Annotated in this window: 24 protein-coding genes and 1 other RNA gene; 13 read left to right on the forward strand and 12 right to left on the reverse strand. The window is 68.1% G+C overall.

Features of this window, described 5'->3' with window-relative positions; translation table 11 throughout:
- Positions 1 to 86: 86 nt before the first annotated feature.
- The 6 genes from ACWPN8_RS14220 to ACWPN8_RS14245 all read left to right on the forward strand — a co-directional run bounded on the left by ACWPN8_RS14220 (position 87) and on the right by ACWPN8_RS14245 (position 6,739).
- Entirely contained in the window at positions 87 to 1,019 is a 933-nt protein-coding gene (locus tag ACWPN8_RS14220) for a GGDEF domain-containing protein (protein ID WP_492241186.1), read from the forward strand.
- 128 nt (positions 1,020 to 1,147) lie between these two features.
- A complete protein-coding gene (locus tag ACWPN8_RS14225; protein ID WP_492241187.1) occupies positions 1,148 to 1,741 on the forward strand; it encodes a hypothetical protein in 594 nt (197 codons plus the stop codon).
- 27 nt (positions 1,742 to 1,768) lie between these two features.
- Complete coding sequence (locus ACWPN8_RS14230) at positions 1,769 to 2,290, forward strand: hypothetical protein (RefSeq protein ID WP_492241188.1); 522 nt, start codon at positions 1,769 to 1,771, stop codon at positions 2,288 to 2,290.
- Positions 2,291 to 2,394: 104 nt separating this feature from the next.
- Complete coding sequence (locus ACWPN8_RS14235) at positions 2,395 to 5,529, forward strand: error-prone DNA polymerase (protein WP_492241189.1); 3,135 nt, start codon at positions 2,395 to 2,397, stop codon at positions 5,527 to 5,529.
- A gap of 109 nt (positions 5,530 to 5,638) precedes the next feature.
- Positions 5,639 to 6,016, forward strand: a complete 378-nt coding sequence (locus ACWPN8_RS14240; RefSeq protein WP_109448650.1) for a VOC family protein — start codon at positions 5,639 to 5,641, stop codon at positions 6,014 to 6,016.
- Positions 6,017 to 6,043: 27 nt separating this feature from the next.
- Complete coding sequence (locus tag ACWPN8_RS14245; protein ID WP_492241190.1) at positions 6,044 to 6,739, forward strand: helix-turn-helix transcriptional regulator; 696 nt, start codon at positions 6,044 to 6,046, stop codon at positions 6,737 to 6,739.
- A gap of 7 nt (positions 6,740 to 6,746) precedes the next feature.
- Here the strand turns inward: ACWPN8_RS14245 and ACWPN8_RS14250 are convergent, their stop codons facing one another.
- Together ACWPN8_RS14250 and ACWPN8_RS14255 are read right to left on the reverse strand one after the other, a co-directional pair.
- Complete coding sequence (locus ACWPN8_RS14250) at positions 6,747 to 7,370, reverse strand: nucleotide-binding protein (protein WP_109448646.1); 624 nt, start codon at positions 7,368 to 7,370, stop codon at positions 6,747 to 6,749.
- Positions 7,371 to 7,381: 11 nt separating this feature from the next.
- A complete protein-coding gene (locus ACWPN8_RS14255) occupies positions 7,382 to 8,986 on the reverse strand; it encodes a CYTH and CHAD domain-containing protein (RefSeq protein WP_492241191.1) in 1,605 nt (534 codons plus the stop codon).
- Between the two features lie 302 nt (positions 8,987 to 9,288).
- Here ACWPN8_RS14255 and ACWPN8_RS14260 point away from each other — a divergent pair, with 302 nt between their 5' ends.
- Positions 9,289 to 10,482, forward strand: a complete 1,194-nt coding sequence (locus tag ACWPN8_RS14260) for a phosphoglycerate kinase (protein WP_109448642.1) — start codon at positions 9,289 to 9,291, stop codon at positions 10,480 to 10,482.
- Between the two features lie 63 nt (positions 10,483 to 10,545).
- Here ACWPN8_RS14260 and ACWPN8_RS14265 read toward each other — a convergent pair whose 3' ends face one another.
- Complete coding sequence (locus tag ACWPN8_RS14265) at positions 10,546 to 11,724, reverse strand: AAA family ATPase (protein ID WP_492241192.1); 1,179 nt, start codon at positions 11,722 to 11,724, stop codon at positions 10,546 to 10,548.
- A gap of 150 nt (positions 11,725 to 11,874) precedes the next feature.
- Between ACWPN8_RS14265 and ffs the strand changes: the two genes are divergently transcribed.
- The 4 genes from ffs (at position 11,875) to recR (ending at position 14,950) form a co-directional block, all read left to right on the forward strand.
- An RNA gene (gene ffs / locus ACWPN8_RS14270) (signal recognition particle sRNA small type) lies at positions 11,875 to 11,972 on the forward strand.
- 104 nt (positions 11,973 to 12,076) lie between these two features.
- Positions 12,077 to 13,951, forward strand: a complete 1,875-nt coding sequence (locus ACWPN8_RS14275) for a DNA polymerase III subunit gamma/tau (RefSeq protein WP_492241193.1) — start codon at positions 12,077 to 12,079, stop codon at positions 13,949 to 13,951.
- A 3-nt stretch (positions 13,952 to 13,954) separates the two neighbouring features.
- Positions 13,955 to 14,278 (forward strand): YbaB/EbfC family nucleoid-associated protein, encoded by a 324-nt coding sequence (locus tag ACWPN8_RS14280; protein WP_063635355.1) that lies wholly within the window; start codon positions 13,955 to 13,957, stop codon positions 14,276 to 14,278.
- A 78-nt stretch (positions 14,279 to 14,356) separates the two neighbouring features.
- The gene (recR, locus tag ACWPN8_RS14285) at positions 14,357 to 14,950 is read left to right on the forward strand and encodes a recombination mediator RecR (protein ID WP_109448636.1); all 594 of its coding nucleotides are present in this window, start codon (positions 14,357 to 14,359) and stop codon (positions 14,948 to 14,950) included.
- 4 nt (positions 14,951 to 14,954) lie between these two features.
- Here the strand turns inward: recR and ACWPN8_RS14290 are convergent, their stop codons facing one another.
- Positions 14,955 to 16,286 (reverse strand): class I SAM-dependent RNA methyltransferase, encoded by a 1,332-nt coding sequence (locus ACWPN8_RS14290; protein WP_492241194.1) that lies wholly within the window; start codon positions 16,284 to 16,286, stop codon positions 14,955 to 14,957.
- A 40-nt stretch (positions 16,287 to 16,326) separates the two neighbouring features.
- Entirely contained in the window at positions 16,327 to 16,794 is a 468-nt protein-coding gene (locus ACWPN8_RS14295) for an acyl-CoA thioesterase (protein ID WP_492241195.1), read from the reverse strand.
- Positions 16,795 to 16,986: 192 nt separating this feature from the next.
- Between ACWPN8_RS14295 and ACWPN8_RS14300 the strand changes: the two genes are divergently transcribed.
- Positions 16,987 to 17,232, forward strand: a complete 246-nt coding sequence (locus tag ACWPN8_RS14300; RefSeq protein ID WP_014248877.1) for a hypothetical protein — start codon at positions 16,987 to 16,989, stop codon at positions 17,230 to 17,232.
- Positions 17,233 to 17,235: 3 nt separating this feature from the next.
- On the opposite strand, the gene ACWPN8_RS14305 is transcribed toward ACWPN8_RS14300, so the two are convergent.
- The 5 genes from ACWPN8_RS14305 to hemA form a co-directional block, all read right to left on the reverse strand.
- Complete coding sequence (locus tag ACWPN8_RS14305) at positions 17,236 to 18,063, reverse strand: ABC transporter permease (protein WP_109448630.1); 828 nt, start codon at positions 18,061 to 18,063, stop codon at positions 17,236 to 17,238.
- A gap of 25 nt (positions 18,064 to 18,088) precedes the next feature.
- Positions 18,089 to 18,973: an ABC transporter permease gene (locus ACWPN8_RS14310; RefSeq protein WP_492241196.1), complete on the reverse strand. Its 885-nt coding sequence runs from the start codon at positions 18,971 to 18,973 to the stop codon at positions 18,089 to 18,091.
- Positions 18,974 to 19,091: 118 nt separating this feature from the next.
- The gene (locus ACWPN8_RS14315; RefSeq protein ID WP_109051932.1) at positions 19,092 to 19,868 is read right to left on the reverse strand and encodes an Hpt domain-containing protein; all 777 of its coding nucleotides are present in this window, start codon (positions 19,866 to 19,868) and stop codon (positions 19,092 to 19,094) included.
- A gap of 133 nt (positions 19,869 to 20,001) precedes the next feature.
- Positions 20,002 to 20,547 (reverse strand): hypothetical protein, encoded by a 546-nt coding sequence (locus ACWPN8_RS14320; protein WP_109051931.1) that lies wholly within the window; start codon positions 20,545 to 20,547, stop codon positions 20,002 to 20,004.
- Between the two features lie 205 nt (positions 20,548 to 20,752).
- A complete protein-coding gene (gene hemA, locus ACWPN8_RS14325; RefSeq protein ID WP_109448626.1) occupies positions 20,753 to 21,967 on the reverse strand; it encodes a 5-aminolevulinate synthase in 1,215 nt (404 codons plus the stop codon).
- Positions 21,968 to 22,450: 483 nt separating this feature from the next.
- On the opposite strand from hemA, the gene ACWPN8_RS14330 reads away from it, so the two are divergent.
- The gene (locus ACWPN8_RS14330; RefSeq protein WP_492241197.1) at positions 22,451 to 23,557 is read left to right on the forward strand and encodes a T6SS phospholipase effector Tle1-like catalytic domain-containing protein; all 1,107 of its coding nucleotides are present in this window, start codon (positions 22,451 to 22,453) and stop codon (positions 23,555 to 23,557) included.
- Between the two features lie 75 nt (positions 23,558 to 23,632).
- Here the strand turns inward: ACWPN8_RS14330 and upp are convergent, their stop codons facing one another.
- On the reverse strand, positions 23,633 to 24,283 hold the full coding sequence (upp, locus tag ACWPN8_RS14335; protein WP_098738971.1) for a uracil phosphoribosyltransferase: 651 nt from the start codon (positions 24,281 to 24,283) through the stop codon (positions 23,633 to 23,635).
- Positions 24,284 to 24,378: 95 nt separating this feature from the next.
- Positions 24,379 to 25,287: a diguanylate cyclase gene (locus ACWPN8_RS14340; RefSeq protein WP_109448622.1), complete on the reverse strand. Its 909-nt coding sequence runs from the start codon at positions 25,285 to 25,287 to the stop codon at positions 24,379 to 24,381.
- Between the last annotated feature and the right edge of the window lie 17 nt (positions 25,288 to 25,304).

Here is a 25,304-nt window from a genome sequence, read left to right on the forward strand (position 1 = left end):
ATCTTTCCGGCGGGGCCGGCGGGACCGGCGACAGCGACCCTGCCGCTCCGCCCTGGCTGGTTCTGGTCGCCGACGACGAGCCGGAGGTGCATGCCGTCACCCGGCTGGCGCTCGCCCGGCTGCGCTTCCGCGGCCGCCCCGTCCGCCTGCTCGACTGCACCAGTGCGGCGGAGGCGGAACGCATCCTGCGCGACACCCCGGACATCGCCGTCATCCTGCTCGACGTGGTGATGGAGACCGAGGATGCCGGCCTGCGGCTGGCCCGCCGCATCCGCGAGGATCTGGGCAACCGCGCCATCCGCATCGTCCTGCGCACAGGCCAGCCGGCCCGCGTGCCGGAGGAGGATCTGGTCCTCGCCTATGAGATCGACGGCTACACCGCCAAGACCGAGCTGACGGCGCGCCGGCTGTTCACCAGCGTAGTGACGGCATTGCGCGCCTATGCCGATCTGGCGGCCCTGGAACGGGCGCTTGCCGAACGCGGCCGCGCGCTGGAGGAGGCGACCGTCCGCCTCAACCGCATGGCGACGCTGGACCCGCTGACCGGCGTGTGGACCCGCCGCCGCTTCCTGGAACTGGCGGCGGCGGAGCTGGCGCGGGCACGGCGCTATGGCCGGCCCCTCGGCGTCTTCCTGCTCGACCTCGACGGCTTCAAGACGGTCAACGACGCCCATGGCGATGCCGTCGGCGACGCGGTGCTGCGCGCGGTGGTGAAGCGGATCCGGGCGGCGCTCCGCATCTCCGATCACATCGCGCGGTCGGGCGGAGAGGAGTTCGTCGTGCTTCTGCCGGAAACCGACGTCGCCGGCACCGCCGTTGTGGCGGAACGGGTGCGCGCCGCCCTGGCCGACAGCCCGATCCCGGTGGAGGAGCGCGCGATCCCCGTCACCGCCAGCATCGGCGTCGCCAACTGGCTTCCCGATGAGCCCGGCGTCGAACAGACCCTGCACCGCGCCGAACACGCCTTGCAGGCCGCCAAGCAGGCCGGCCGCAACCGGGTCGAACGCGCGCCGGGGTAAAATCGTGCCGGGGTAAAATCATGCCGCCCCCGGCCTTCCGGCATGGCGACTGTGTAATATCGTTTCAGCGCCGCGATTGAACGACGACAAGCCAAGGGTTACTCCTATCGTTGGAAACATCTTGGCGTATGTCATTTCCGATCGGGGGTTCGCACATGTGGCAGGACTACACCAACGCGCTGATGACCGCCTTCGGACTGGCCGGACTGGGGTTCGGCATCGGCAAGCTCGTCATCGTGCTGGGCGAACGCGCGATCGAACGCCGCCACGGGTCGGAGGGGGTGCGCGACATCATCGCCCGCCGCGCCAAGCTGGAGACGAAACTGGAGGCCCGCCGCGGCGACCGCATCCGCGAGCTGAAGGATCTGGACGGTGCGGCCGAGGATGTGCTGCGCCGCCGCAAGGTGATGGAACGCCAGATCGAGGAGGCACGCCAGTCCGGCGAGCGGCTGGTCCGCCTGATCGGCGAGGAGGTCCAGGGCAGCCCCTGCTACGTCGCCATGCTGGTGAACAAATATGTCGGCACCAGCGCCGTCCAGCAGAGCCAGCATTCGCTGGTCGATCCCAGTTGGGCGCAGCCGCAGATGATCGAGGTGTGGGCGCGCTCGATGGCGGAGGCGCGGACGGAGATCGAACGGCGCTACCCTCCAGCCTTCGGCTATGCCGTGACGCGGATGCAGGAATTCCTGTCCGCCGACACCCCCGTCGCCAAGGCCAGCTGAGCCCCCCAATCGAAAGCCGGACCCGCCATGGACACCATGCCCTACATCTTTTCCGGTCTGGTCGGCCTCGCCTCCCTGGCGGTGTCGCTGCTGCTGGCGCTGCGCCGCCTGAAGACGTCGGAGGAGCGGATCGCCACCGCGGTTTCGCGCAAGCAGGCGCAGGTAGAGCGGATCAAGAAGATCGCCCGCGTCACGCTCCAGCAGGCCCGCGACCTGCGCGACGCCCGCCGCCGCAAGGCGATGGCCGAGCTGGGATGCGAGGATTTGGAGCAGCGCCTGAAGGCGGCCGGCGCCAATGACCGCCGCATCTATGTGCTGGACGACCGCCGCACACAGAAGGACCAGGGCTGGCTCCTGCGGGTGGTCAACATCGAATACGCCACCCGCGTCAATCCCACCCTCATCTCCACCGCGCTCGACAGCTGGAAGCGCGGCCGCCGGTTCCTCGTTTGGGCGCTCGACGAGAAGAAGGCCCGCGAAAAGGTCAACGCCCGCTTCCCGGAGAACAAGGGCTTCACCGTCATGGGCGTTGAATCCTATATCGAGTGAGAGCAGGGCAGGAAAGCCGCAACCTGCCTTAATGATGACATAAGTCCCATTTTCAGATTATCATCCCCGTGCGCACCCATGTGCCAGCGCCGGGGAGCCCTGCCATGATCCGTTATGCCGAGTTGCAGCTCGCCACCAACTTCAGCTTTCTGGAGGGGGCGTCGCACCCTGACGAGCTGGCGATGACGGCGGCGGCGCTGGGGCTGGCGGCGGTGGGGGTGACGGACCGCAATTCGCTGGCCGGCGTGGTGCAGATGCATGTGGCGGCGAAGAAGGCGGGCATCCGGCCGTTGATCGGCTGCCGGCTGGACCTGACCGACGCCGACAGCCTGCTGGCCTACCCGACCGACCGCGCCGCCTATGCGCGGCTGTCGCGGCTGCTGACGCTGGGCAAGATGCGGGCGCCGAAGGGCGAGTGCTTCATCGCCCGCACCGACGTGCTGGCCCATGCCGAGGGCATGCTGTTCCTGCTGCTCGGCCCCGACCGGCGCCCCGACCGGCGCGACGAGACGCTGCTGCGCGAGCTGCGCGCCTGGCGCGGCGGGCTGGCGCGCGGACAGCTCTATCTGGCCGCCAGCCACCGCTACCAGGGCGACGATGCCCGCCGGCTGCGCTGGCTCGCCGGACTGGCGGAGGCGGAGGGGGTGCCGCTGGTCGCCACCAACGACGTGCTCTATCACGGCGCCGGGCGGCGGGCTCTGGCCGACGTGATGACCTGCATCCGCCATCACACCACCATCGACGAGGCCGGCTGGCGGCTGTCCGCCAATGCCGAGCGGCACCTGAAACCGGCCGTCGAGATGATGCGCCTGTTCCGCGACCATCCCGACGCCGTCGCCCGGACGCTGGAGATCGCCGAGGCCTGCCGCTTCTCGCTGGAGGATCTGCGGTACGAGTATCCCGACGAGGTGGCGGAGGGCCGCGACCCGCAGGAGACCCTGGTCGCCCTGACCTGGGACGGGGCGGCCAAGCGCTATCCGTCCGACCGCTTCCCCGGCGGCATCCCCGATGCGGTGCGCCATACGGTGGAGCGCGAACTGGCCCTGATCGCCGAGCAGCGCTTTGCCCCCTATTTCCTGACCGTCCACGACATCGTCCGCTTCGCCAGGAAGAAGGACATCCTGTGCCAGGGCCGCGGCAGCGCCGCCAACTCCGCCGTCTGCTATTGCCTGGGCATCACCTCGGTCGATCCGACCGAAGTCGACCTGCTGTTCGAGCGCTTCATCTCCTCCGCCCGCGGCGAGCCGCCGGACATCGACGTCGATTTCGAACATGAACGGCGCGAGGAGGTGATCCAGTACCTCTACAGGAAATACGGCCGCGCCCGCGCCGGCCTGACCGCCACCGTCATCCGCTACCGCGCCCGCAGCGCGCTCCGCGAGGTCGGCAAGGCGATGGGGCTGTCGGCCGATCTGGTGGCGCGGCTGACCGGTTCGATCTGGGGCTGGAGCGGCCAGGGGGTGGATGAGGAGCGCGCCCGCTCGCTCGGCGTCGATCCCGACGACCCGAGGCTCAAGCGCACGCTGGAGCTTGCCCAGGAGCTGATCGGCTTCCCCCGCCACCTGTCGCAGCATGTCGGCGGCTTCGTCATCACCCGCGGCCCTTTGTCGGATCTCTGCCCGGTCGCCAACGCGGCGATGGCGGACCGCAGCACCATCGAGTGGGACAAGGACGACATCGACGCTCTCGGCATCCTGAAGGTCGACGTGCTGGCGCTGGGCATGCTGACCTGCATCCATCGCGCCTTCGACCTGATCGAACAGGTGCATGGGCAACGCTGGACGCTCGCCAGCCTGCCCCAGGACGACCCCGCGGTCTACGAGATGCTGGGGCGGGCCGACAGCCTGGGTGTCTTCCAGGTCGAAAGCCGCGCGCAGATGAGCATGCTGCCGCGGCTGCGGCCGAAGACATTCTACGATTTGGTGATCGAGGTCGCCATCGTCCGCCCCGGCCCGATCCAGGGCGGCATGGTCCATCCCTACCTACGCCGCCGCAGCGGCGCGGAGGACATCACCTACCCGATGCCGGCGCTTGAACCGGTCCTTTACCGAACGCTGGGCGTGCCGCTGTTCCAGGAACAGGCGATGAAGGTCGCCATGGTCGGCGCCGGCTTCAGCGCCGAGGAGGCCGACCAACTGCGCCGCGCCATGGCGGCCTTCCGCAAGACCGGAAAGGTCCAGCTGTTCCACGACAAGTTCATCGCAGGCATGATCGCCAACGGCTGCGACCCCGCCTTCGCCGAGCGCTGTTTCCAGCAGATCGAAGGCTTCGGCGAATACGGCTTCCCGGAAAGCCACGCCGCCAGCTTCGCCCTGCTGGTCTATGTCTCCGCCTGGATCAAGCGCCACCACCCCGCCATCTTCGCCGCCGCCCTGCTGAACAGCCAGCCGATGGGCTTCTACGCCCCCGCCCAGATCGTCCGCGACGTGCGGGAGCATGGCGTGACGGTGCTGCCGCCGGACGTGAACCTGTCGGGCTGGGATTGCGCGGTGGACGATCCGTCCTCCCTCCGCCTGGGTCTCCGCCTGATCAAGGGTTTCACCCAAGCCCACGCCGACTCGGTTGTCCTCTCCCGTGCCGGCGGCTACAGCGACCCTTACGACCTGTGGCGCCGCGCCCGCCTGCCGGTCGTGGCGCTGGAGAAGCTCGCCAAGGCCGACGCCTTCCGCTCCGTCGGGCTCGACCGCCGGGCGGCGCTGTGGGCGGTGCGGGCGCTGGGCGACCAGCCGCTGCCGCTGTTCGCCCGCCTGGACGGGCCGATGGCCGAGGAGCCGGAAGCCCCCCTGCCCGCCATGGCGCTCGGCGAGCATGTGGTGATGGATTACGGCAGCCTGTCCCTGTCGCTGAAGGCCCACCCGCTGTCGCTGCTGCGCGACGGCCTGCCCGGCATCACCCCGGCGGAGCGGCTGGCGCAGACGCGCGACGGCCGCCGCCTGACCACCGCCGGCCTCGTCCTGGTCCGCCAGCGGCCGGGCAGTGCCGAGGGCGTCGTCTTCATCACGCTGGAGGACGAAACCGGGGTCGCCAACCTCGTCGTCATGCCCGACGCCTTTGAGACCTTCCGCCGCCCGATCATGACCGCCCGGCTGATGGCCGCCACCGGCCGGGTGCAGAACCACGAGGGGGTGGTGCATCTGCGCGTGGAATCGCTGATCGACCTGTCCCACCGGCTGTCAGACCTGACCGGCGAGGATCGCCCGTCGGCAGGCCCCTTCCCCAAGGGCCGCAATTTTCATTGAGGGAGCCGATTGCTCCTGACATCACGCTGTCAGGAGGGGCGTGCTATCAAGAGGGCGTGCCGGCACGAACCACGAACATCCACCCCACTCGCTGTCAGGAGCCACTCCGATGAACATCCCGCACGTCGTCACCTGGTTCGAGATTCCCGTCACCGACCTCGCCCGCGCCGTCGCCTTCTACGAGACCGTCTTCGCCGCCAAGATGGTCCAGGAGCCCTGCCCCAGCGGCATGACCATGGCCGTCTTCCCGGCCGAGGGCACCGCCGTCAAGGGCTGCCTGATCCAGCATGAGGCCTGCAAGCCGAGCGCCGACGGCACCACCGTCTATCTGAACGGCGGCGACGACCTGTCCGCCCCGCTGGCCCGTGCCGAGCAGGCCGGCGCCCGCATCGTCGTGCCGAAGACGCTGATCACCCCCGAAATCGGCTATTTCGCCCAGTTCATCGACAGCGAGGGCAACCGCGTCGGCCTCTATTCGATGCACTGACCCCGCCAGCCCGCCGGAGCCGCCGCCATGCGCCGCGCCGACCGCCTGTTCCAGATCGTCCAGCATCTCCGCAAGGGGCGGCTGGTGACGGCTGCCGAACTGGCGCGGTGCCTGGAGGTGTCGGAGCGCACCGTCTACCGCGACATGCGCGACCTCGCCTCCTCCGGCGTGCCGGTGGAGGGCGAGGCCGGCGTCGGCTATCTGCTGCGCGACGGCTACGACCTGCCGCCGCTGATGTTCACCCAGGACGAGGTCGAGGCGCTGGTGGTCGGCGCCCGCCTCGCCCGTGCCTGGGTCGGCGGCGCGCTCGCCGATGCAGCCGCCCGCGCGCTCGACAAGGTGGAGGCGGTGGTTCCAGAGGCGCGGCGGCGCGAACTGGCCGACAGCCGCGTCTTCGTCCCCGATTTCTCCTTCCCCGCCGCCTTGCGCGACCGGATGGACGTGCTGCGCTGCGCCATCAACGCCAGGCGCGTGGTGATGTTCGACTACCGGCGCCAGGACGGCACCCATTCCGCCCGCGCGGTCCAGCCGCTGGGCCTGTTCTTCTGGGGCCGGGTGTGGACGCTGGGCGCCTGGTGCGAGCTGCGCGGGGAGTTCCGCAGCTTCCGCATCGACCGCATGGAAACCCTGCTGCCCCTGGAGCGCCGGTTCGACGAGATCCCCGGCCGCGGCCTGGACGACTATCTCGCCCTCTGGCGCAAGGAGGGCTGCCCGCAGGGGTGAACTCCCGTCAAACCCCGTCGATGTAGCTCAGCAGCGGCTGCCAGTCGCCGCGATGCTCGGCGGCGCGCTTGCCCGGCATGTCGAACAGGCTGAGGCCGCTTTCCGCCGCGTCGGCGTAGATCTGGCTGTCGCGCAGCCGCGTCACCACCTGATGGCCGATCCCGCCCAGGAAGCGGTCCAGCCGGTCGGCGGCCTTGGTGCGGGCGCGCATGCGGTTGCCGACCACTGCCACCGTGGTTTTCTTCTTGGCGATGCGCTTCAGCTCGTCGAGCTTGACCAGGAAGCGCTGGGTCGCCTGTTCGTCGAAGGCGCCGGGCAGCACCGGCAGCACGACGATGTCGGCCATCTTCACCAGATCCTCGATCTGCTTGGTCTTCAGCGCGGCGGGCGCGTCGATGACCAGCCGCTTGATGCCGCGCGGCGTGTCGGTGAAGTCCTTGGCCCAATCGAGCCCGACCAGCGCCGGCGCCTTCTCCGGCCGGCGCTCCAGCCAGCCGAGCGAGGAGCGCTGACGGTCCACGTCGGCCAGCACGGTGGGCAGGCCGGCCGCGGCGGACGCGGCGGCGAGGTGGGTGGCGACGGTCGTCTTGCCGCAGCCGCCCTTGATGTTGGCGACGAGGATCGTGAGCATGGCCGTGGACTCTACACCCCGGCGTCCGGCTTCGACCAGAAATGCTTGGTGTCGATGAAATCATGCCACAGGGCGACCAGCGCCGCCTCGGTGTCGGCCACGCCACGGGCATGCCAGCCGATGACGATGCCGGCGGCGCGCGGCTCGCCGGGGGCCGAGCGGCTGCCGTCGTCGTGCAGCTCGTGCAGAAGCCGGGTCGCCGTCGCCACGTCGTTCAAATGCCCCAGCGCGTCCTGGAAGGCGGCCATCTGCTGGATGTAGCGGCGCACCGGCTTGTCGTCATACAGGCTGCGGAAGAACTCCACGGCATAGCGCAGCTTCTTCAAGGCGATGCGCAGCTGGTGGCGCTGGGCCACCGGCAGATGGGCGAAGCCGTGGCCGGCCCGCTTGGCCTTCTTGTGGCGCTTGTTCAGCAGATGGTCGGCCAGCCCGATCACCGGCTGGAACAGCCGCACCGATTCCTCGCTGACCGGCTGGTCGCGCCAGCCGCGCTTCTCCACCCAGCTGCCGACGCCCAGCAGGAAGGCGGTGTAGCGGTCGGAGCGGATCGCCTCGCGCACGCCCTCATAGGCGCGCAGCCGCTTGGCCTCGGCCGCCGCCGCCAGCGCGTCCAGATCCTCCACCGCCGAGCGGCCATGGCCGTCGGCCTTGTGGAAGGCGTCGCGCACCGGCGCCAGCAGCTCCTCGCCGAACACGTCCCAGTCGCGCGCCGGCCCCAGGCTGCCGGCCAGCCACTTGATCTCGCCGACCAGCCACAGATATTGCGCGGCCGGGATGAAGGGCCGGAACAGCGCGGTGGCCGAGCGCAGCCGGCGCAGCGCGACGCGCATCTGGTGCACGCCCTCCGGATCCTCGCCAGCCAGCGTCACCGCCTCGTTCGCCACCATGTGGGCGATGCAGGCGCGCACGATGCGCGCCACCGCCCCCTCGACCGTCGTCTCAGGGTCGAGCACCAGCTTTTCGGCCTTCAGCGCCTTGTCGGCCGTGCCGTTGGCCAGCGCATGGCCGCGCTCCGCCTTGGTGCGCATCTCCAGCCGCAGCGGGGCGGCCTGCGTCAGTTCCTGCGCCAGATCGTAGAGTGCCGCGGGCGTACCGCTCTTCAGCTCCAGCTCCACCTCGCAGAGGTCGGTGGACCGCCCGTCGGGCAGCTCGATCCGGCCACGGTCGAAGGCGACCTCGATCACGGCGGCACCGTCGCCCTCGCCCAGCGTCACGTCCTGCGTGGTGCGCTCGACGATGGAGGTGAAGATCGGCCGGAGTTCCGAGTCGCTGAGCGATCCCAGCAGCTCGATGGCCTCGGCATCGGCGATCAGCGTCAGGTCGGGGGCGGCGGAGGTCACCGCGCATTCCCACTCGCCGCGGCCCAGCCCATCCTCGTCGGGGGCCGACTTGACCGTCTGGACGAAGCCGTCGCCGGTCTTGCGCACCCGCAGCGTCACCTTGCGCGCGGCAAGCCGGCGCTCCTCGGTGTCGTAATAGGTGCTTTCCAGGGTGCGTGTCGCCGCCGGACCGGTGGCCCGGTCTGCGATGGCGGAAGCGGCGCGCAGCCTGTCGAAGTCTTCCGGCTTCGCTGCCAGCTTCAGTTCCGTCTCGCGGTTGATCTCGGCCTCAGCCATCGCCTGCGCTTCAACCCCCGTTTTGCGGCCCATTGGCCTACAGTTGGGTGTTTGCACAGCCAATGGACAGGGTCAAGTTACGGAAATGTTGCAGAAGCCTGCGGTTGCGGCACCCGCCGGCTGTACGTCCGCCGCCGGTTCCTGGCGTTCGGCCATGGCTTTAACCAGGACGTTGCAGGGTCATTATGCCCCATTTCACCCCACCCTTGGGGCGTTGCAAAGCGTGCAGGCCTGTGGTTGGGTTCCCGCAAACTGAAACGGCCTGTCCCGTTGGGACCGGCCATCATTGGGGAAGTGCGACGATGACCGATTTCAACACGATCGACGACCTTGAGGTGAGCGGCAAGACGGTGCTGGTGCGCGCCGACCTGAACGTTCCGATGCAGGACGGCAAAGTGTCCGACACCACCCGCATCGACCGCCTCGCCCCCACCCTGAAGGAGCTGTCCTCCAAGGGTGCCAAGGTCGTGGTCCTGTCGCATTTCGGTCGCCCGAAAAACGGTCCGGACGCCAAGAACTCCCTGCGCAACGTGCTGGACGCCCTCAGCGCCGCCGTCGGCCAGAAGGTGGCCTTCGCCGAGGATTGCGTCGGCGAGAAGGCCAAGGACGCCATCGCCAAGGTGCATGACGGCGCCATCGTGCTGCTGGAGAACACCCGCTTCCACGCTGAAGAGGAAAAGAACGACCCGGCTTTTGCCAAGGAAATGGCCGCGCTGGGCGACATCTACGTCAACGACGCCTTTTCCGCCGCGCACCGTGCCCATGCCTCGACCGAGGGTGTCGCCCGCCTGCTGCCGAACGCCGCCGGCCGCCTGATGGAAGCCGAGCTGAAGGCCCTGACGCTGGCGCTGGAGAAGCCGGAGCGCCCGGTCGCCGCCGTCGTCGGCGGTGCGAAGATCTCCACCAAGCTGGAACTGCTCGGCAACATGGTCCGCAAGGTCGACCTGCTGGTGCTGGGCGGCGGCATGGCCAACACCTTCCTGTTCGCCCAGGGCACCGATGTCGGCGCCTCGCTGTGCGAGAAGGACATGGCCGACCAGGCCCGCGCCATCATGGCGACCGCCAAGGACTCCAACTGCGAGATCCTGCTGCCGAAGGACTTCGTCGTCGCCAAGGAGTTCAAGGCCGGTGCGGCCAACCGCGTCGTCGCCTTCGACGCCATCGGTGCTGACGAGATGGCGCTGGACGTCGGCCCGGCCACCGTCGAGTTCCTCGGCGTGAAGCTGCAGGGCGCCAAGACCGTCGTCTGGAACGGCCCGCTCGGCGCCTTCGAAATCCAGCCCTTCGACGCCGGCACCAACGCGGTGGCCGGTCTGGTCGCCGCCCGCACCGAAGCCGGCGGCCTGCTGTCGGTGGCCGGCGGCGGCGACACCGTCGCGGCGATGGCCCATGCCGGGGTCGAGGACAAGTTCACCTACGTCTCCGCCGCCGGCGGCGCCTTCCTGGAATGGCTGGAAGGCAAGGAGCTGCCGGGTGTGGCGGCGCTGAAAAAGTAAGCAGCTCCGCAGGATCGCAGACGCGAAAGGCTCCGGATTTCGGCCCGGAGCCTTTTTGCCGTCTCACCCCTGTCCAACCCGTTCCGCCCTCATCTTCAGCCACTCCGCCAAGCCCTGATCGTCCAATGCATATTGTCCGCGTGCCGACCGCCACAGGATGTTCTTCTGCCGCAGCGCCTCGATGGCCGCCTGCACGGCCGGCGGCTCCACCGTCTCCCCGACCGCATCGGCATAGGCTTGCAGAGCCGGGGCGGAGAAGGGAGCGGATTGCGGCCCCTCCAGCGCCAGCCGTTCGACCACCGCCTGCTGCAACGGCGTCAGCCCCGACCATGCGGACTCGTAGTCTTCCCACACCCGCTGGCGAAGCTCGGTCGCGCCGTCCGCCAACGTACGTTTCAGATCGCCGGCATCGCCGACCAGCAGCGCCGCATCCGACAGGATCCGCATCAGGGCCTCGGGCCGCCGCCCTACCGCGTCGAAGGCCGTGAAGACATCGTCCGCGTCGAACCGGTTGCCCTCGGCCAGCCGCTCGTTGATCCAAGTGGTGTAGGCGTCGGTATAGGCGCGGTCCAGGAGTGGAAAGCTGCGGACGCTGGTTCCGAAGAAGGGCTGGTCACGGTTCAGCACCAGTCGGCTCAGCTTGTCGCGGTGAGATCCGGTCAGCACGATCATCAGGTTCGGCCCGTCGCGGGCATCGTCGCGGGTGTTCAGCCGGTCGCGCGCCGCCTTCAGCGCGAACATGGCGTTCAGCCCGGCCTCCGTCGTCAGGGCGTGCTGCGCCTCATCCACCAGCAGGGCGATCCGCTTGTGCGTGCGCTCCAGCAGGGCCTCCAGCGCGTCGGCCAGCGTGGCTCCCTGCGCCTGCCCGATCCGGTCGATGTCGACCGAGACGCCGCCCATGCCCAGCTTGCTGAGTCCGACCGCCCGCGCCGCCTTGACCGGCAGGCTATCGGCCCGGCGAAGCTCGGCCTTCAACGCCTCCGTGATCAGATGGGCCGGATCGGCCGCCATGTCCGACCACAGATCGACATAGACCGACAGGACGCCGCGCCCTTCAAGCTCCGGCCCCAGATCGTGGCGCAGGAAGGTGCTTTTGCCGGTCCGCCGCGGTGCTGCCAGACAGAGCGTCGGCTCCGCCCCGATCGGCGCGTCCCCCGTCACGATGTCGGCCAGCGCCGCCGCCAGCTTCGGGCGGTGAAACAGGAACTTCTGTGCAGGCGTGGAGGCAGGGTGGGACGGCACGGGCGGCCTCATTAGGACCAATTATGGAATGAACCATAATTTATGTCCTGAAAAATAATCGTCAATAGTCCGCTGCGGACTGCGCAACGACCCGTGCGCACCAACCGTTTCCCCTTGCATCCGCCCACACGAATGGTCATAAAAGCGGCGGGAGACTGGCGTCGGACGAGTCCCTCGCCAACCCGGTCAGGTCCGGAAGGAAGCAGCCGCAACGAGTTACGGCTCGGGTCGTTCGTCCAGTCTCCCACCCTCAGCAAAAATTGCCAGCACGAAACAGACGGCGACAGCGCGGTGCCGGGACGCTATCCTGCGGCCCGAAACTCCCCTCCCGTCGTTTCGACAGGCCAGCCGCGTGACCGATACAACCGCCGAAATCACCGCCGCTTCCGCTCCTGCCACCGGGCAGGCTTACCGGGTGCTGGCGCGCAAATACCGGCCGAAGACCTTCGACGAGCTGATCGGCCAGGACGCGCTGGTCCGCACCTTGACCAATGCCATCCAGTCCGGCCGCATCGCCCAGGCCTTCATGCTGACCGGCGTGCGCGGCGTCGGCAAGACCACCACCGCCCGCATCATCGCCCGCGCACTGAACTGCACCGGACCGGACGGCACCGGCGGGCCGACGGTCAGCCCCTGCGGCGTCTGCGACAATTGCCGCGCCATCGCCGAGGACCGCCACGTCGACGTGATGGAGATGGACGCCGCCAGCCACACCGGCGTCGACGACATCCGCGAGATCATCGACGGCGTGCGCTACTCGCCTGTCTCGGCCCGCTACAAGCTCTACATCATCGACGAGGTCCACATGCTGTCCAAGAGCGCGTTCAACGCGCTCCTGAAGACGCTGGAGGAACCGCCGAGCCATGTGAAGTTCGTCTTCGCCACCACCGAGATCCGCAAGGTGCCGGTGACGGTGCTGTCGCGCTGCCAGCGTTTCGACCTGCGCCGCGTCGACGCCCAGGTGCTGAAAGAGCATTTCACCCGCGTCACCGCCATGGAAGGCGCCAATATCGAAGGCGACGCCGCCTCGCTGATCGCGCGCGCCGCCGACGGGTCGGTGCGCGACGGGCTGTCGCTGCTCGATCAGGCCATCGCGCTGGCCGCCGGCACCGTCACCGCGCAGCAGGTGCGCGACATGCTGGGTCTGGCCGACCGCACCCGCGTCATCGACCTGTTCGAGGCCGCCGTCTCCGCCAAGCCGGCAGAGGCGATGGACATCCTGTCCGACCTGCACCGGGTCGGCGCCGATCCGGTGGTGATCCTCCAGGATCTGCTCGACCTCGTCCACAATTTGACCCGCCTGAAGGTGGTGCCCGACAGCGCCAATGATCCCTCACTGCCCGAGGCCGAGCGCACACGCGGCGCCAGCCTGTCTTCCAAGCTCGGCATGCCGGCGCTGACCCGCGCCTGGCAGCTTCTGCTGAAGGGGCTGAACGAGGTGCAGGCCGCCCCGGTGCCGCAACAGGCGCTGGAGATGGTGATCGTCCGCCTGTCCTACGCCGCCGACCTGCCGACCCCGGGCGAGCTGATCCGCCAGTTCCAGGCCCAGCAGGCGAATGGTGGCGGGGCCGGCGCGCCGATGGGCCGCGGTCCCGGCGGCGGTGGCGGACCGGTCGCGGTCGCCAGCCAGTCCACTCACGCCGTTGCCCGTTCGATGGGCTCCGCTCAGCCGCAGAGCGCCCCGGTGGCGCAGGCGGCACCCGCCCCCATGGCCGCCCCGGCCGCCATCCCGGATGGCGAGGAACTGTCGCCGATGCCGCACGACTTCCGTGCGCTGGTGCAGCTGTTCTCCGACCGGCGCGAAGGCGCGCTCTACGGCTATCTGATGGAAACGGTTCAGCTGGTCCGCATGGAGCCGGGCACGCTGGAGCTGAAACTCCGCCCGGCCGCCCCGCCGACCCTGCCGGCCAAGGTCGGGCAACTCCTGACCGAATGGACCGGCCAGCGCTGGATCGTCGCGCTCTCCGAAGGTCCGGCCCAGCCGACGCTGGCCGAACAGGACAAGGCCGAAAAGCACCGTGCCTGGGCGGAGGCGGAAGCCAACCCGGTGGTGCGCGCCGTGCTCGACACCTTCAGCGGAGCGAAGATCATCGACATCCGCGATCTTGCCGAAGTTGCCGCGGCGGAGAGTGCAGCGGTTGCGGATGACGGCGAGACACCCGATTTCATGATTCAGCAGCAGGACGACGGGGTCTATTACCCCCTCGACGACGAAGGAGAGTACTGACCGATGAAGAATATCGGCAACATGATGAAGCAGGCCCAGCAGATGCAGGCCAAGATGCAGGAAATGCAGGCGAGCCTGGAGCAGGTCGAAGTGACCGGCCAGAGCGCCGCCGGCATGGTCGTCGTGACCGTCAACGGCAAGAGCGAGATGAAGAAGGTCAAGCTCGACAAGTCCGTCGTCGATCCCGAGGACGTCGAGGTTCTGGAGGACCTGATCGTCGCCGCCTTCAACGACGCCAAGAAGAAGGTCGAGCAGCACGTCGCCGAGGAAACCTCGAAGATGATGGGCGGCCTGAAGCTGCCGCCGGGCATCAAGCTGCCGTTCTGATTCTGACAGTCTTTTGTGCCTGACAGTCTTTTGTGAAAGTCCCCTCTCCCCGGAGGGGAGAGGCGGATTTGCACATCGATGATCGGACCTGAAATCGAACGCCTGATCCAGCTGCTGTCCAAGCTGCCGGGACTAGGCCCCCGGTCGGCGCGGCGGGCGGCGCTGCATCTGATGAAGCGGCGGGACAGCCTGCTGATCCCGCTGTCGGAAGCGATGGCGGCGGCCGGCGAATCGATCCGCGCCTGCTCCGTCTGCGGCAACCTCGACAGCCGCGACCCTTGCACCGTCTGCTCCGATCCCACCCGCGACCGCTCGGTCATCTGCGTGGTGGAGGATGCCGGCGACCTGTGGGCGCTGGAACGCACCCGCGCCTTCCGCGGCACCTATCATGTGCTGGGCGGCCTGCTGTCGGCACTCCAGGGCGTCGGCCCCGACGACCTTAACATCGCCGGCCTCGCCGAGCGTGCCAAGGATCCGGCGGTGCGCGAGATCATCCTGGCGCTGAACGCCACCGTCGACGGCCAGACCACCGCCCATGTGGTGACCGACCGCCTGACCGAGTCCGACGTGTCGATCTCCCGTCTCGCCCACGGCGTCCCGGTCGGCGGCGAGCTGGACTATCTCGACGACGGCACCCTGACCGCCGCGCTGAAGGCACGGCGGCCGCTGTAGTCTTTTACCGCTCGAACAGCCCGACCAGTTCCACATGGGCCGACCACAGGAACTGGTCGACCGGCCAGATCTTCACCAGACGATAGCCGCCATCCACCAAGACCCGCGCGTCGCGGGCGAAGCTGGCGGGATTGCAGGACACGCCCACCACCCGCGGCACTTTGCTGCCGGCGAGCGCCGCCGCCTGGGCCGCGGCACCGGCGCGCGGCGGGTCGAACACCACGGCATCGTAACGATTGAGATCCTTGGCGCTCAGAGGGTTCTCGAACAGGTCGCGCCGCTCCGCCGTCAGCCGCAGCCCCTGCACCGAACGGCCGAGTGCCGCCACCGCCGCCTCGTCGCCCTCCACCGCATGAACCGCCGCCTGTTGCGCAAGCGGAATGGAGAAGGTGCCGACGCCGGCGAACAGGTCGGCGATGCGGCCTGCCTGCCCCACCCCCTCACGCACCGCCGCCACCAGGGCGGCTTCGCCCTCCGCACTCGCCTGGAGGAAGGCACCGGGCGGCGGCTGGATCGGAACGCCTGCGAAACGGATGAAGGCCGGCCGGCGGTTCGCCACCGGCTCCGCTGCCGCGCGATCGGTCGGCTGCCAGGCGATACGGGCGATGCGCTCCAACTCGAATCCGACCAGCACCTCGCGCGCCGCGCGGTCCAGGCTGCGCGGCCCGACCAGCAGCAGATCGACCCCGCCCTCCAGATCGGTCAGCACCACGTCGGCATCGCCGCCGTCCGGCAGCAGGTCGGCCAGCAGGGTCCGCAAAGGCTCCACCAGCGCGAACAGGCGGGGCGACAGGACCGGGCATTCCTCCAGATCGACCAGCCGGTGGCTCTGCCGCTCGTTGAAGCCGAACCAGACCCGCTTGCCGCGCTTCAGCGCCGCGAATTGGGCGCGGCGGCGGGCACCGGCGGGCGTCCGCGCCAGCGGCTCCATCGGCACATCGCCGAGCCCGACCCGCTCCAGCGCCCCGCGCACCATCCCGACGGTCCAGGCGGCGTAGGTCGGATCGTCCATCTGCTGGAGCGTACAGCCGCCGCAGCGGCCGAAATGGCGGCAGGGCGGAGTTTGGCGGCCGGGGCCGGGCTCGAGCACCTCAAGCGGTTCGGCCCGTACGCCCTCCCCCTTCCCATCGCCGTCGGCGGCACGGACACGCACGCGGTCACCCGTCACCGTGTAGGGCACGAACAGGCGCAGCCCCTCGGCAAAGGCGATCCCGTCACCGCGCGCACCGACATCGGCGATGGACACCTCCATCTCCTGCACGTCACGGGGCGGCGGGGCGGTCTTGCGGGTCGGCTGGCGCCCCTTGGCAAAGGGGCGCTTGGCGGGACGCGTCATGTCGGGGGTCCGTTGGATGCGGGTCTGGAGCGACCTCCCTTTACGCCTCCAGCAGCTTGGCGCGCAACGGTTCCGGAATCGGCGTCGGGCGATGGGCAGCCTTGTCGACGATCACCGCCACCGCTTCCTGGGTCGCGATGCAGCGGTCGCCCAGGAAGATGGCGCAGCCCAGCGTGATCGAGCTGGTGCCCAGCCGCAGCATCCGTGCGCCGATACGCACCGTGTTGGGATAGAGCAGCTCCGCCTTGTATTCGATCAGGCTGCGCGCCAGGACGACGGTCCAGGGAACCTCATCGGTGAAGCCGCCGACCTGATGAATCAAGGCGACGCGCGCCTGTTCGAAATAGACGCCGAGGGCGTTGTTGTTGACGTGCCCGACGGCATCCAGGTCGTTGAAGCGCACGCGCTCTTCCCACCAGAAGCGGTAGAGATCGGGGCTCGTCAGGTCGGGTTTGCTCAGGTCGGGTTTGCTCAGGTCGGGTTTGCTCAGGTCGGGCGTGCCGGTCATGCCGTCTTCCTTGCCGTATAGGTCAATGCATCTCCGGACTGTGGCGTATGGTCCGGAACGGCGCAAGCCCGGCTTCGCGCCCTGCGGCCCCGGTTCGCAGCCATATTTCCAGGGTCGCCCGCGAATTCCCGCGCCAATCCCCGATTGGCCGTGTTATTGGAGTCGGACCAACCCTCCGCAACGGACCGGACGATGAGCAAGGACACCACCAACCAGACGGCCGAGGCGCTGTTCGAAAAGGCGCTGTCGATCGCCGAAAAGCACTTGGATGAGGCGATCAAGGAAGGTGGCCCGCTCGGCCCCTACATCGCCGTCGCCATGATCGAGGCTGCCGTGAACGCCGCCGTGGACGAGACCAGCCACGAAGACGTCATCGACATGCTGCGCGATCTCGCCGCCCAGATCGAGGCGGACGCCGACGAGGCGGAAGAGGACTGAAGCCTAGGCCGTCGTCAACGCCACTGCGGACCCTGCCTGCCGGCGCGCCTCGCGCCGGCGCAGGATCTCGTAGGCGACGGCGCCCAGGATGGTCAGGGCGATCAGCACCAGCGACAGCGCGTTGACCGCCGGCGTCAGGCCGGTGCGCACCTTGGTCGCGATGTAGACGGTCAGTGTGGTGTCCAGCCCGCGCACGAACAGCGTGGTGTTGTAGTTCTCGAAACTCTGCAGGAAGGCCAGCAGGGCCGCCGACAGGATCGCCGGCGTCAGGTACGGCAGCGTGATGCGCCGGAACACCTGCCCATGGGTGGCGCCGAGGTCGAGTGCGGCCTCCTCCAGCGCCGGGTCGAACCGCTCCAGCCTTGCCGAAAACAGCAGCATGGCATAGGCGGCGATGAAGCTGGATTGCGCCACCACGGTCAGGAACAGCCCGCCGCTGACCCCGAACCACTCCCGCCAGAACACCAGCGTCGAGATGCCGACGATCACCCCCGGCGTCAGCAGCGGCGACACCATCAGCGCGTAGAGGAAGGTCTTGGCCCGGCTGTGCAGCCGGTCGAGCAGCAGGGCCGCCGCCAGCCCCAGCGGCACGGCCAGCGCGATCACCCCCGCCCCGACGATCAGGCTGGTGCCCAGCGCCGCCCACATGCGCTGATCCTCCCACAGCGCCTGGAACCAGCCGAGCGTGAAGCCCATCCAGGGCGTCACGGTGGGAAAACGGCTGCTGTTGAAGGTCGCCGCCGCCATGATGCCCAGCGGCAGGAACAGATAGCCGAAGAACAGGACCAGATAGGCGCCGGTCAGCAGGCGGCGGAGGCGGGCAGCGGTCATGGCTTCGGGCTCACTTCGCGGTGGCTCATTTCGCAATATCCGCCAGCCCGACGCGGAACAGCCGCATCGCGCCGAGGATGAAGCCGATGCACAGCACCAGCAGGATGAAGGCGTAGGCCGCCCCTTGGTTCCAGTTCCCGCCTTCAAAGAACCAGTTGTAGATGATCTCGGTGAACCAGCGGCTGTTCGGCCCGCCCAGCAGGGCCGGCACCGCATAGCTGCCGGCAGCCAGCATGAAGGTCATGATGCAGCCGACGGCGATGCCCGGCTTGGCGTGCGGCAGCACGATGCGGCGGTGGATGCGCAGCCAGCCGGCGCCGAGATCCCGCGCCGCCTCGATCTGGTTGCGGTCCAGCGATTCGATGGCGTTGTACAGCGGGAAGACCATGAACAGGATGTAGACATAGACCATGCCGACGATCACCCCGGCGTCGCCGCCCAGGAATTGCTGCGGCTCGTCGATGATGCCCAGCCCCAGCAGGATCGCGTTCAGCGGCCCGTTGAAGGCCAGGATGATGTACCAGGAGAAGGTGCGCAGCAGCTCGTTGATCCAGAAGGGCACGACCAGCATCAGGATCAGCAGCGGCAGCCGCCGCTTCGGCGCCACCTGCGCCAGATAGTAGGCGACCGGATAGCAGACGGCCAGCGTGGTCGCGGTGACCAGCGCGCTGGCCCAGATCGTCTTCAGGAAGATCGACAGATGGATCTGGTTGGTCCACAGGGTCAGGTAGTTCCTGACCGTGAACACATCCTCCGGCCCGCCGATCTTGGAGGGCGGCAGCGACGGCCGGAAGGAGAAGCCGATCATCATCAGTTGCGGCAGCAGCACCAGCAGAGCCAGCCAGACCGCCACGGCCAGCAGGATCACCCCGGTCAGAACCGGGCCGTACCGGCGAAGAACCTCCGTCATTCGGGCGCTGCTCCAGCCTGTGGGACCGGTTTGACGCCTAACATGGGGATTCCCGCCGGCGCAAGCGCCGCTATATGACGATGACGTTCAGATGAGGGTCAGATGACGGTCTGCCCGATCAGCCCAGATTGTGCTTGGCCACCACAGCGGCGAAGTCGTCGCCGAAATGCTCGCCGACGCGGATGACGGAGACGCCGTAGGGGATTTCCTTCAGCGACGGGTGGTCGAGGTTCAGCGAGGTCAGCAGCGCCATCGGCACATGCTGGGTCACGCTCATCGCCCGCAGGCCGCGGATCAGGTCCAGGCCGGACAGGCCGTCCATCACCATCGAGGCGATGACCATGTCCGGCGGCACGCGCACGGCAAGGCTGATCGATTCGATGGGGTCGGTCACCGTCATGGTGCGGAAGCCGCAGGCGGCCAGCTCCGTCCCCAGCTTCTTGGCGACGACCTTGGACGGGGTGACCAGCATGATCTCGACGTTGCGCACGTCGACGTCGGTGACCTGGAACTCATAGCGCACCGGCAGGGCGCGGATGATCCGGTTGGTCTCGGCCAGCAGCGGCTGTTCGGCGCGGTCGACCAGTTCGGAAATGCGGTCGATGAAGATCTGGGCGTCGACCAGCTGCTTCTCGTCCAGCCGCTTCAGGCCGCTGAGGTAATCCTCCAGCCGGTGGGCGACGAGGCTGACGGTGGGATAGCCGAAGCTGGTGCCCATGCCCTTGAAATTGTGGGCCTCCAGCCGCAGGACGCCGATGGTCTCGACATCGCTGCGCTGGCCCTTCACGCGGTCCGCCAGCGTCGCGTTCATCAGCTCCAGCCGATCGCGCGCGTCGTCCACGAACTCCATGCGCAAGCGGTCTTCGAGGTCGTCGGTCGACATGTGCGAGGCCATGGAGCGGATTCCGGCTGGGGAGGGAAAGGGGTAACCCGAAGGTACACCAAATCCTTGCGCCGAAACAGACGCGGCGCGCCCCTATTCGAAAGGGCGCGCCGCGCGCAACAAAACCACTGGTTTTAAAGGGTGATCAGAGCCGGGCGAGCAGCTTCTGGAACCAGGCCAGACGCTCTTCCGTCTGGGCGATGTCCCGATCCAGCCACGAGGCGAAATGGCCGTCGCTGCCGACATCCGCCCGTTTCAGGTCGCCCAGCCGCGCCAGCTCGGTCTCGCTAAGCACCACGAGATTGTCGATCTGGTCGCGCTGCGACTCGACGTCCAGCAGATGCAGGAAGCGCAGCTTCAGCGCGATGACCAGCTTGTTCAGCCCGTCGGCCGACGGCGCGCGGACATTGGCGCGCATCAGCGTGTCGAACTCCGCCCGGCCGGCTTCGGTCGGACCCAGCAGGGCATTGTCTTCCATGCCGCTGCCGTCCAGCGCCTCGATCAGCCCTTCGTACCGCAGCATCTCCAGCGAGGTGCCCATCAGGTCCAGCGACGGACCCATCATGCGGTCTAGGAAATGACGGACGGAGCCGGCCAGATCGGCGTAGCGCAGCGGCCCACCCTGGATCAGCGTGCCCAGGACGACGAGGCGCACGGCCTCCTTCGGCATCAGCGAGTTGTCACGGTACATGGCGAACCCCCTAGGCGAGCCGCTGGATGCGAAGCCCCGGAAAAACGGAAAGGACGGCAAGGGCGACGGCCGGTCCACAGCAATGAAGCTGCGAACCGGTCGCAACACTACCCCACAAAGTAGGGATGCGCACGCTGTCTGTCCAGGGGGCAAAACGTCCTTATCGCCAAAAGGGTCTTTCCGGACCTGTTTCCAGGAGCCCCGCTCAGGCGGCGAGGCGCAGGTCGAGCCGGCTCCACACATCCAGCAGCGCGTCGACCAGCATGCCCATCTGCGCATCGGTGTGCAGGGGGGTCGGGGTGAAGCGCAGCCGCTCCGTCCCGCGCGGAACGGTGGGGTAGTTGATCGGCTGGACGTAGATGTTGTGCCGGTCGAGCAGTTCGTCCGAGGCGCGCTTGCAGCGGTGGGCGTCGCCGACCATCAGCGGCACGATGTGGCTCATCGACGGCATCACCGGCAGGCCGGCGTCGGCGAACATCCGCTTCAGCGTGGCGGCGCGTTCCTGGTGCTGCGTCCGTTCGGTCTGGCTGTGCTTCAGGTGACGGATGGAGGCCAGCGCCCCCGCCGCCATCACCGGCGACAGCGAGGTGGAGAAGATGAAGCCGGCGGCGAAGCTGCGGACGCAGTCGATCAGCGCGGTGGAGCCGGTGATGTAGCCGCCCTGGACGCCGAAGGCCTTGCCCAGCGTGCCCTCGACGATGGTCAGCCGGTCCATGGCTCCGTCGCGCTCGGCCACGCCGGCGCCGCGGGCGCCGTACATGCCGACAGCGTGCACCTCGTCCAGATAGGTCATGGCGCCGTGCTTGTCGGCCACGTCGCACAGGTCATGGATGGGGGCGATGTCGCCGTCCATCGAATAGACGCTTTCGAACGCCACCACCTTGGGACGGCCGGGGGCGATGCCCGACAGCAGCTCGTCCAGATGCTTGGGGTCGTTGTGGCGGAAGATGTGCTTTTCGGCGCCCGAGTTGCGGATGCCGGTGATCATCGAGTTGTGGTTCAGCGCGTCCGACAGGATCACGCAGTTGGGCAGGATCTTGCCCAGCGTGGTCAGCGTCGCGTCGTTCGACACATAGCCCGAGGTGAAGAGCAGCGCCGCTTCCTTGTGGTGCAGGTCGGCCAGTTCGCGTTCCAGCAGCACATGGTAGACGTTGTTGCCGGAGATGTTGCGCGTGCCGCCGGCACCGGCGCCGACCTGGTCCAGCGCGTCGTGCATCGCCTTCAGCACGTTCGGATGCTGGCCCATGCCGAGATAGTCGTTGGAGCACCAGACCGTGACCGGACGTTCGCGCCCGTGGGAATCGCGGAAGGTCGCCGTCGGGAAATTGCCCGCGTGGCGCTCCAGATTGGCGAACACGCGGTAGCGGCCGTCCTGCTTCAGGGTCGCAATCTGGTTGCGGAAGAAAGTTTCGTAATCCATCGCGCGTTTCCGTTCGCGTTCATTCACACGGTCGGCTGCACCGGATTCCAGACCTAGGGGCTAGGCCATTCGTCCGGCGCGTCGAAGAGGATCGCATGATCCTTCCCGGCATGCCACCCGGCATTGATCGAAATCAAGCCGCCGCCGCATGAGACCTTCGCACAAGTGGCAGGCTCCCCTGTCCTGCGGATGCCGCATGTCGGCGTCCCGCGGACAGGCCATCGGCACGGCGATGACTTGATTTCATCGGCGGCAATATGGGCCGAATGTGCCGGATGACCATAGCGGGGGTCCGGGAATACGTGCGCATATCTGCCCCGATCCATCGACCTGTTCCGGCGACCTGTTCCGGCGACCGGTCGAAGTTGCAGCGGGCGGAATCGTCCGTTGCAGGGTTGCCGCCGATTTTTATAAATCTATTGAAGTTGAAAAAATATCGTTTCCATCATCTCCTGCGCGCACTCGTTTGACGGGGAGAGGAAGATGGGCAAGCGGATCGTCCTGTGTTTCGACGGCACCTGGAACAAGCCGGGCAGCGGCAGCCAGCCCGACAAGGACAACGAGGCATCGACCAACGTCTGGAAATTCTCCAAGTCGGTCCTCGGCACCGCCCCGGACGGCACCGCACAGGTTTCCTATTACGATTCCGGCGTCGGCACCGATGAAAAGGGAGGCTTTCTCCACGACTGGTTCGACAAAATCTTCGGCGGCGCCTTCGGCCTTGGGATCGACAAGAAGATCAAGGACGGCTACCGCTTCCTCGCCTCGAACTACAGGGATGGCGACCATGTCTTCATCCTGGGCTTCTCGCGCGGCGCCTACACCGCCCGCAGCCTCGTCGGGCTGATCCGCAATGCCGGGCTGCTGCCGGCCGACAGGCTGGGCGAGACGGACGACGCCTACGCGCTCTACCGTAAGCGGGACGACGGTCCGGACGTGGGGGAGGCAAAGCGGTTCCGCGACACCAACGGTTCGACGCTGATCCCGATCCATTTCCTCGGCGTCTGGGACACGGTGGGCGCGCTCGGCGTGCCGCTCGGCATCTGCAAGCAGTTGGATCAGGACCTGTACGGCTTCCACGACACAGAACTCAGCAGCCTTGTCCGCAATGCCTTCCAGGCGCTGGCGATCGACGAGCATCGCAAGACCTTCGCCGCCAACCTCTGGGATCCGAAAGCGAAGCCGGCGCAGCGGATGGAGCAGCGCTGGTTCGCCGGCTGCCATTCCAACGTCGGCGGCGGCTATGACGACGACAGGCTGTCGGACATCACGCTGAAATGGATGATGGAGCACGCCGAGGTCTGCGGCCTCGCCATCGACCCCATCTGGGTGCCGGAGGTGTCGCCCGACAACGCCTTGGGCGTCATCGTCGATTCCTATGCCCGTTTCCTGGACGGGGTCGGCGAACTGGTGCAGCCGCGCCATTACCGCCCGGTCTGCGTCCTGCCCTTCAGCCAGGAGAACCTGCACGAGTTGGTGCCGCACCGTGCCGCCAGCGATGCGGGCTACGCACCGCCCAACATCGGCTACCGCAAGGCGCTGGCGCAGTTCGGCACGGTGCGGGAAGAGGAACCGGCCCCGGCCGGCTGACCGGGGGCCCAACGAAAAACGGGGCGGGGCCGTCCTCCGGCACCCGCCCCGCTTCACGATGACCTGAACCGGTCCTTACTTGGTGCCGAACATGCGGTCGCCGGCATCGCCCAGGCCGGGAACGATGTAGGCGTTCTCGTCCAGATGGCTGTCCAGCGCCGCGGTGAAGACCTTCACGTCCGGGTGTGCCTCGTGGAAGCGGCGCACGCCCTCGGGTGCTGCGACCAGCGCCATGAAGCGGATGTTGTGGTCGTCCACGCCGTGGCGGTTCAGCACGTCGCAGGCATGGGCCGCGGAGTTGCCGGTCGCCAGCATCGGATCGACGACGATGAACAGCCGTCCGTCGGCCGGCGGCAGCTTCACCAGATATTCGTGCGGCTGCTTGGTGTCATGGTCGCGGTAGAGGCCGATATGCCCCTCGCGCGCCGACGGCACCAGCTCCAGCAGGCCGGCCGACATGCCGAGCCCGGCGCGCAGCACCGGCACTACCGCCAGCTTCTTGCCCAGGATCACCGGGGCATCCATCGGCTGCAGCGGCGTCTCGATCCGCTCGGTGGTCAGCGGAATGTCGCGCGTCAGCTCATAGCCCATCAGCAGCGAGATCTCGCGCAGAAGGGTGCGGAACCCGCCGGTCGACCGCTCCTTGTTCCGCATATGGGTCAGCTTGTGCTGGATCAGCGGATGGTCGAGGACGAACAGGTTGGGAAATTCGGGCAGGGTGCGCATGGAATCCGGATCGCGGCTGACGGTGAGGTTGCCCCGATCCTAGCGCGCCTGGGGGGCCGGGGCCAAGGGGGCTGACCGGCAGCTGCGGTTTGTCCCTAGCCCCGCACCGCCTTCGCCGCCGCCACCTTCGGTTCCGGACGGTCGATGCCGTAGCGGATCACGCGGTTGCGGCCGGAATTCTTGGCCTGGTAGAGCGCGCGGTCGGCGCAGACCACCAGATCGTCGACGGTCAGGTCGGCCACCGCCTCCACCAGCCCGAAGGAGGCGGTGACCGGGATCACCCGGCCGTCGGGCAGCACCACCGGCGAGCGCATCAGGTCGACGCGCAGCCGCTCGATCACCGCATAGCCCTCGTCCAGCCCGGTTTCCTTCAGGCAGACCAGGAACTCCTCGCCGCCCATGCGGAAGGCCTCGTCGAAGCTGCGGACGCCGCGGCTGATGACGGCGGCGGTGGCGGCCAGCACCCGGTCGCCGATGTCGTGGCCGTAGCTGTCGTTGATGCCCTTGAACTTGTCGATGTCGGCCAGCGCGACGCAGAAGGGCTGGCCGGTGCGGCGATAGCGGTTGTGCTCGCGCTCCAGCGCCTCGCCCATGCCGCGGCGGGTGCGCAGGCCGGTCAGCGGATCCAGGCCGGAGGCGGCGGCGGCGAAGGCGCGCTCCATCCGCCGCAGATGCAGCATGAACTCCTCGAAGCGGCCGATCACCCCCTCATACTCGGATTCGGTCGGCAGTTCGCCGCTCGACGCCTTCAGCAGGATCAGCCGGGCCTGACGGTGCATCTGCTCGTGCAGGTTCGCCAGCTTCTGCACCGCCGGCTGCTGCAACAGGTCGTCGCGGCTGGCGGCTTGGCACCAGGCCTGGAAGGAAGCCGGGGCAGACGACCGTTCCCCGCCGCGGCCGTCGCGGTAGAAAACGGCGCGCTGCCACTGGCCGATCCAGCGCAGATGCTCATCGAGCACGGCGCCAAGCGCCTCGGTTGTGGACAGGGTGGTGGAATCGCTCATGGGCGCATCCTAGCCGA

The organism is Azospirillum sp. UENF 112521 (genome assembly GCF_058780665.1).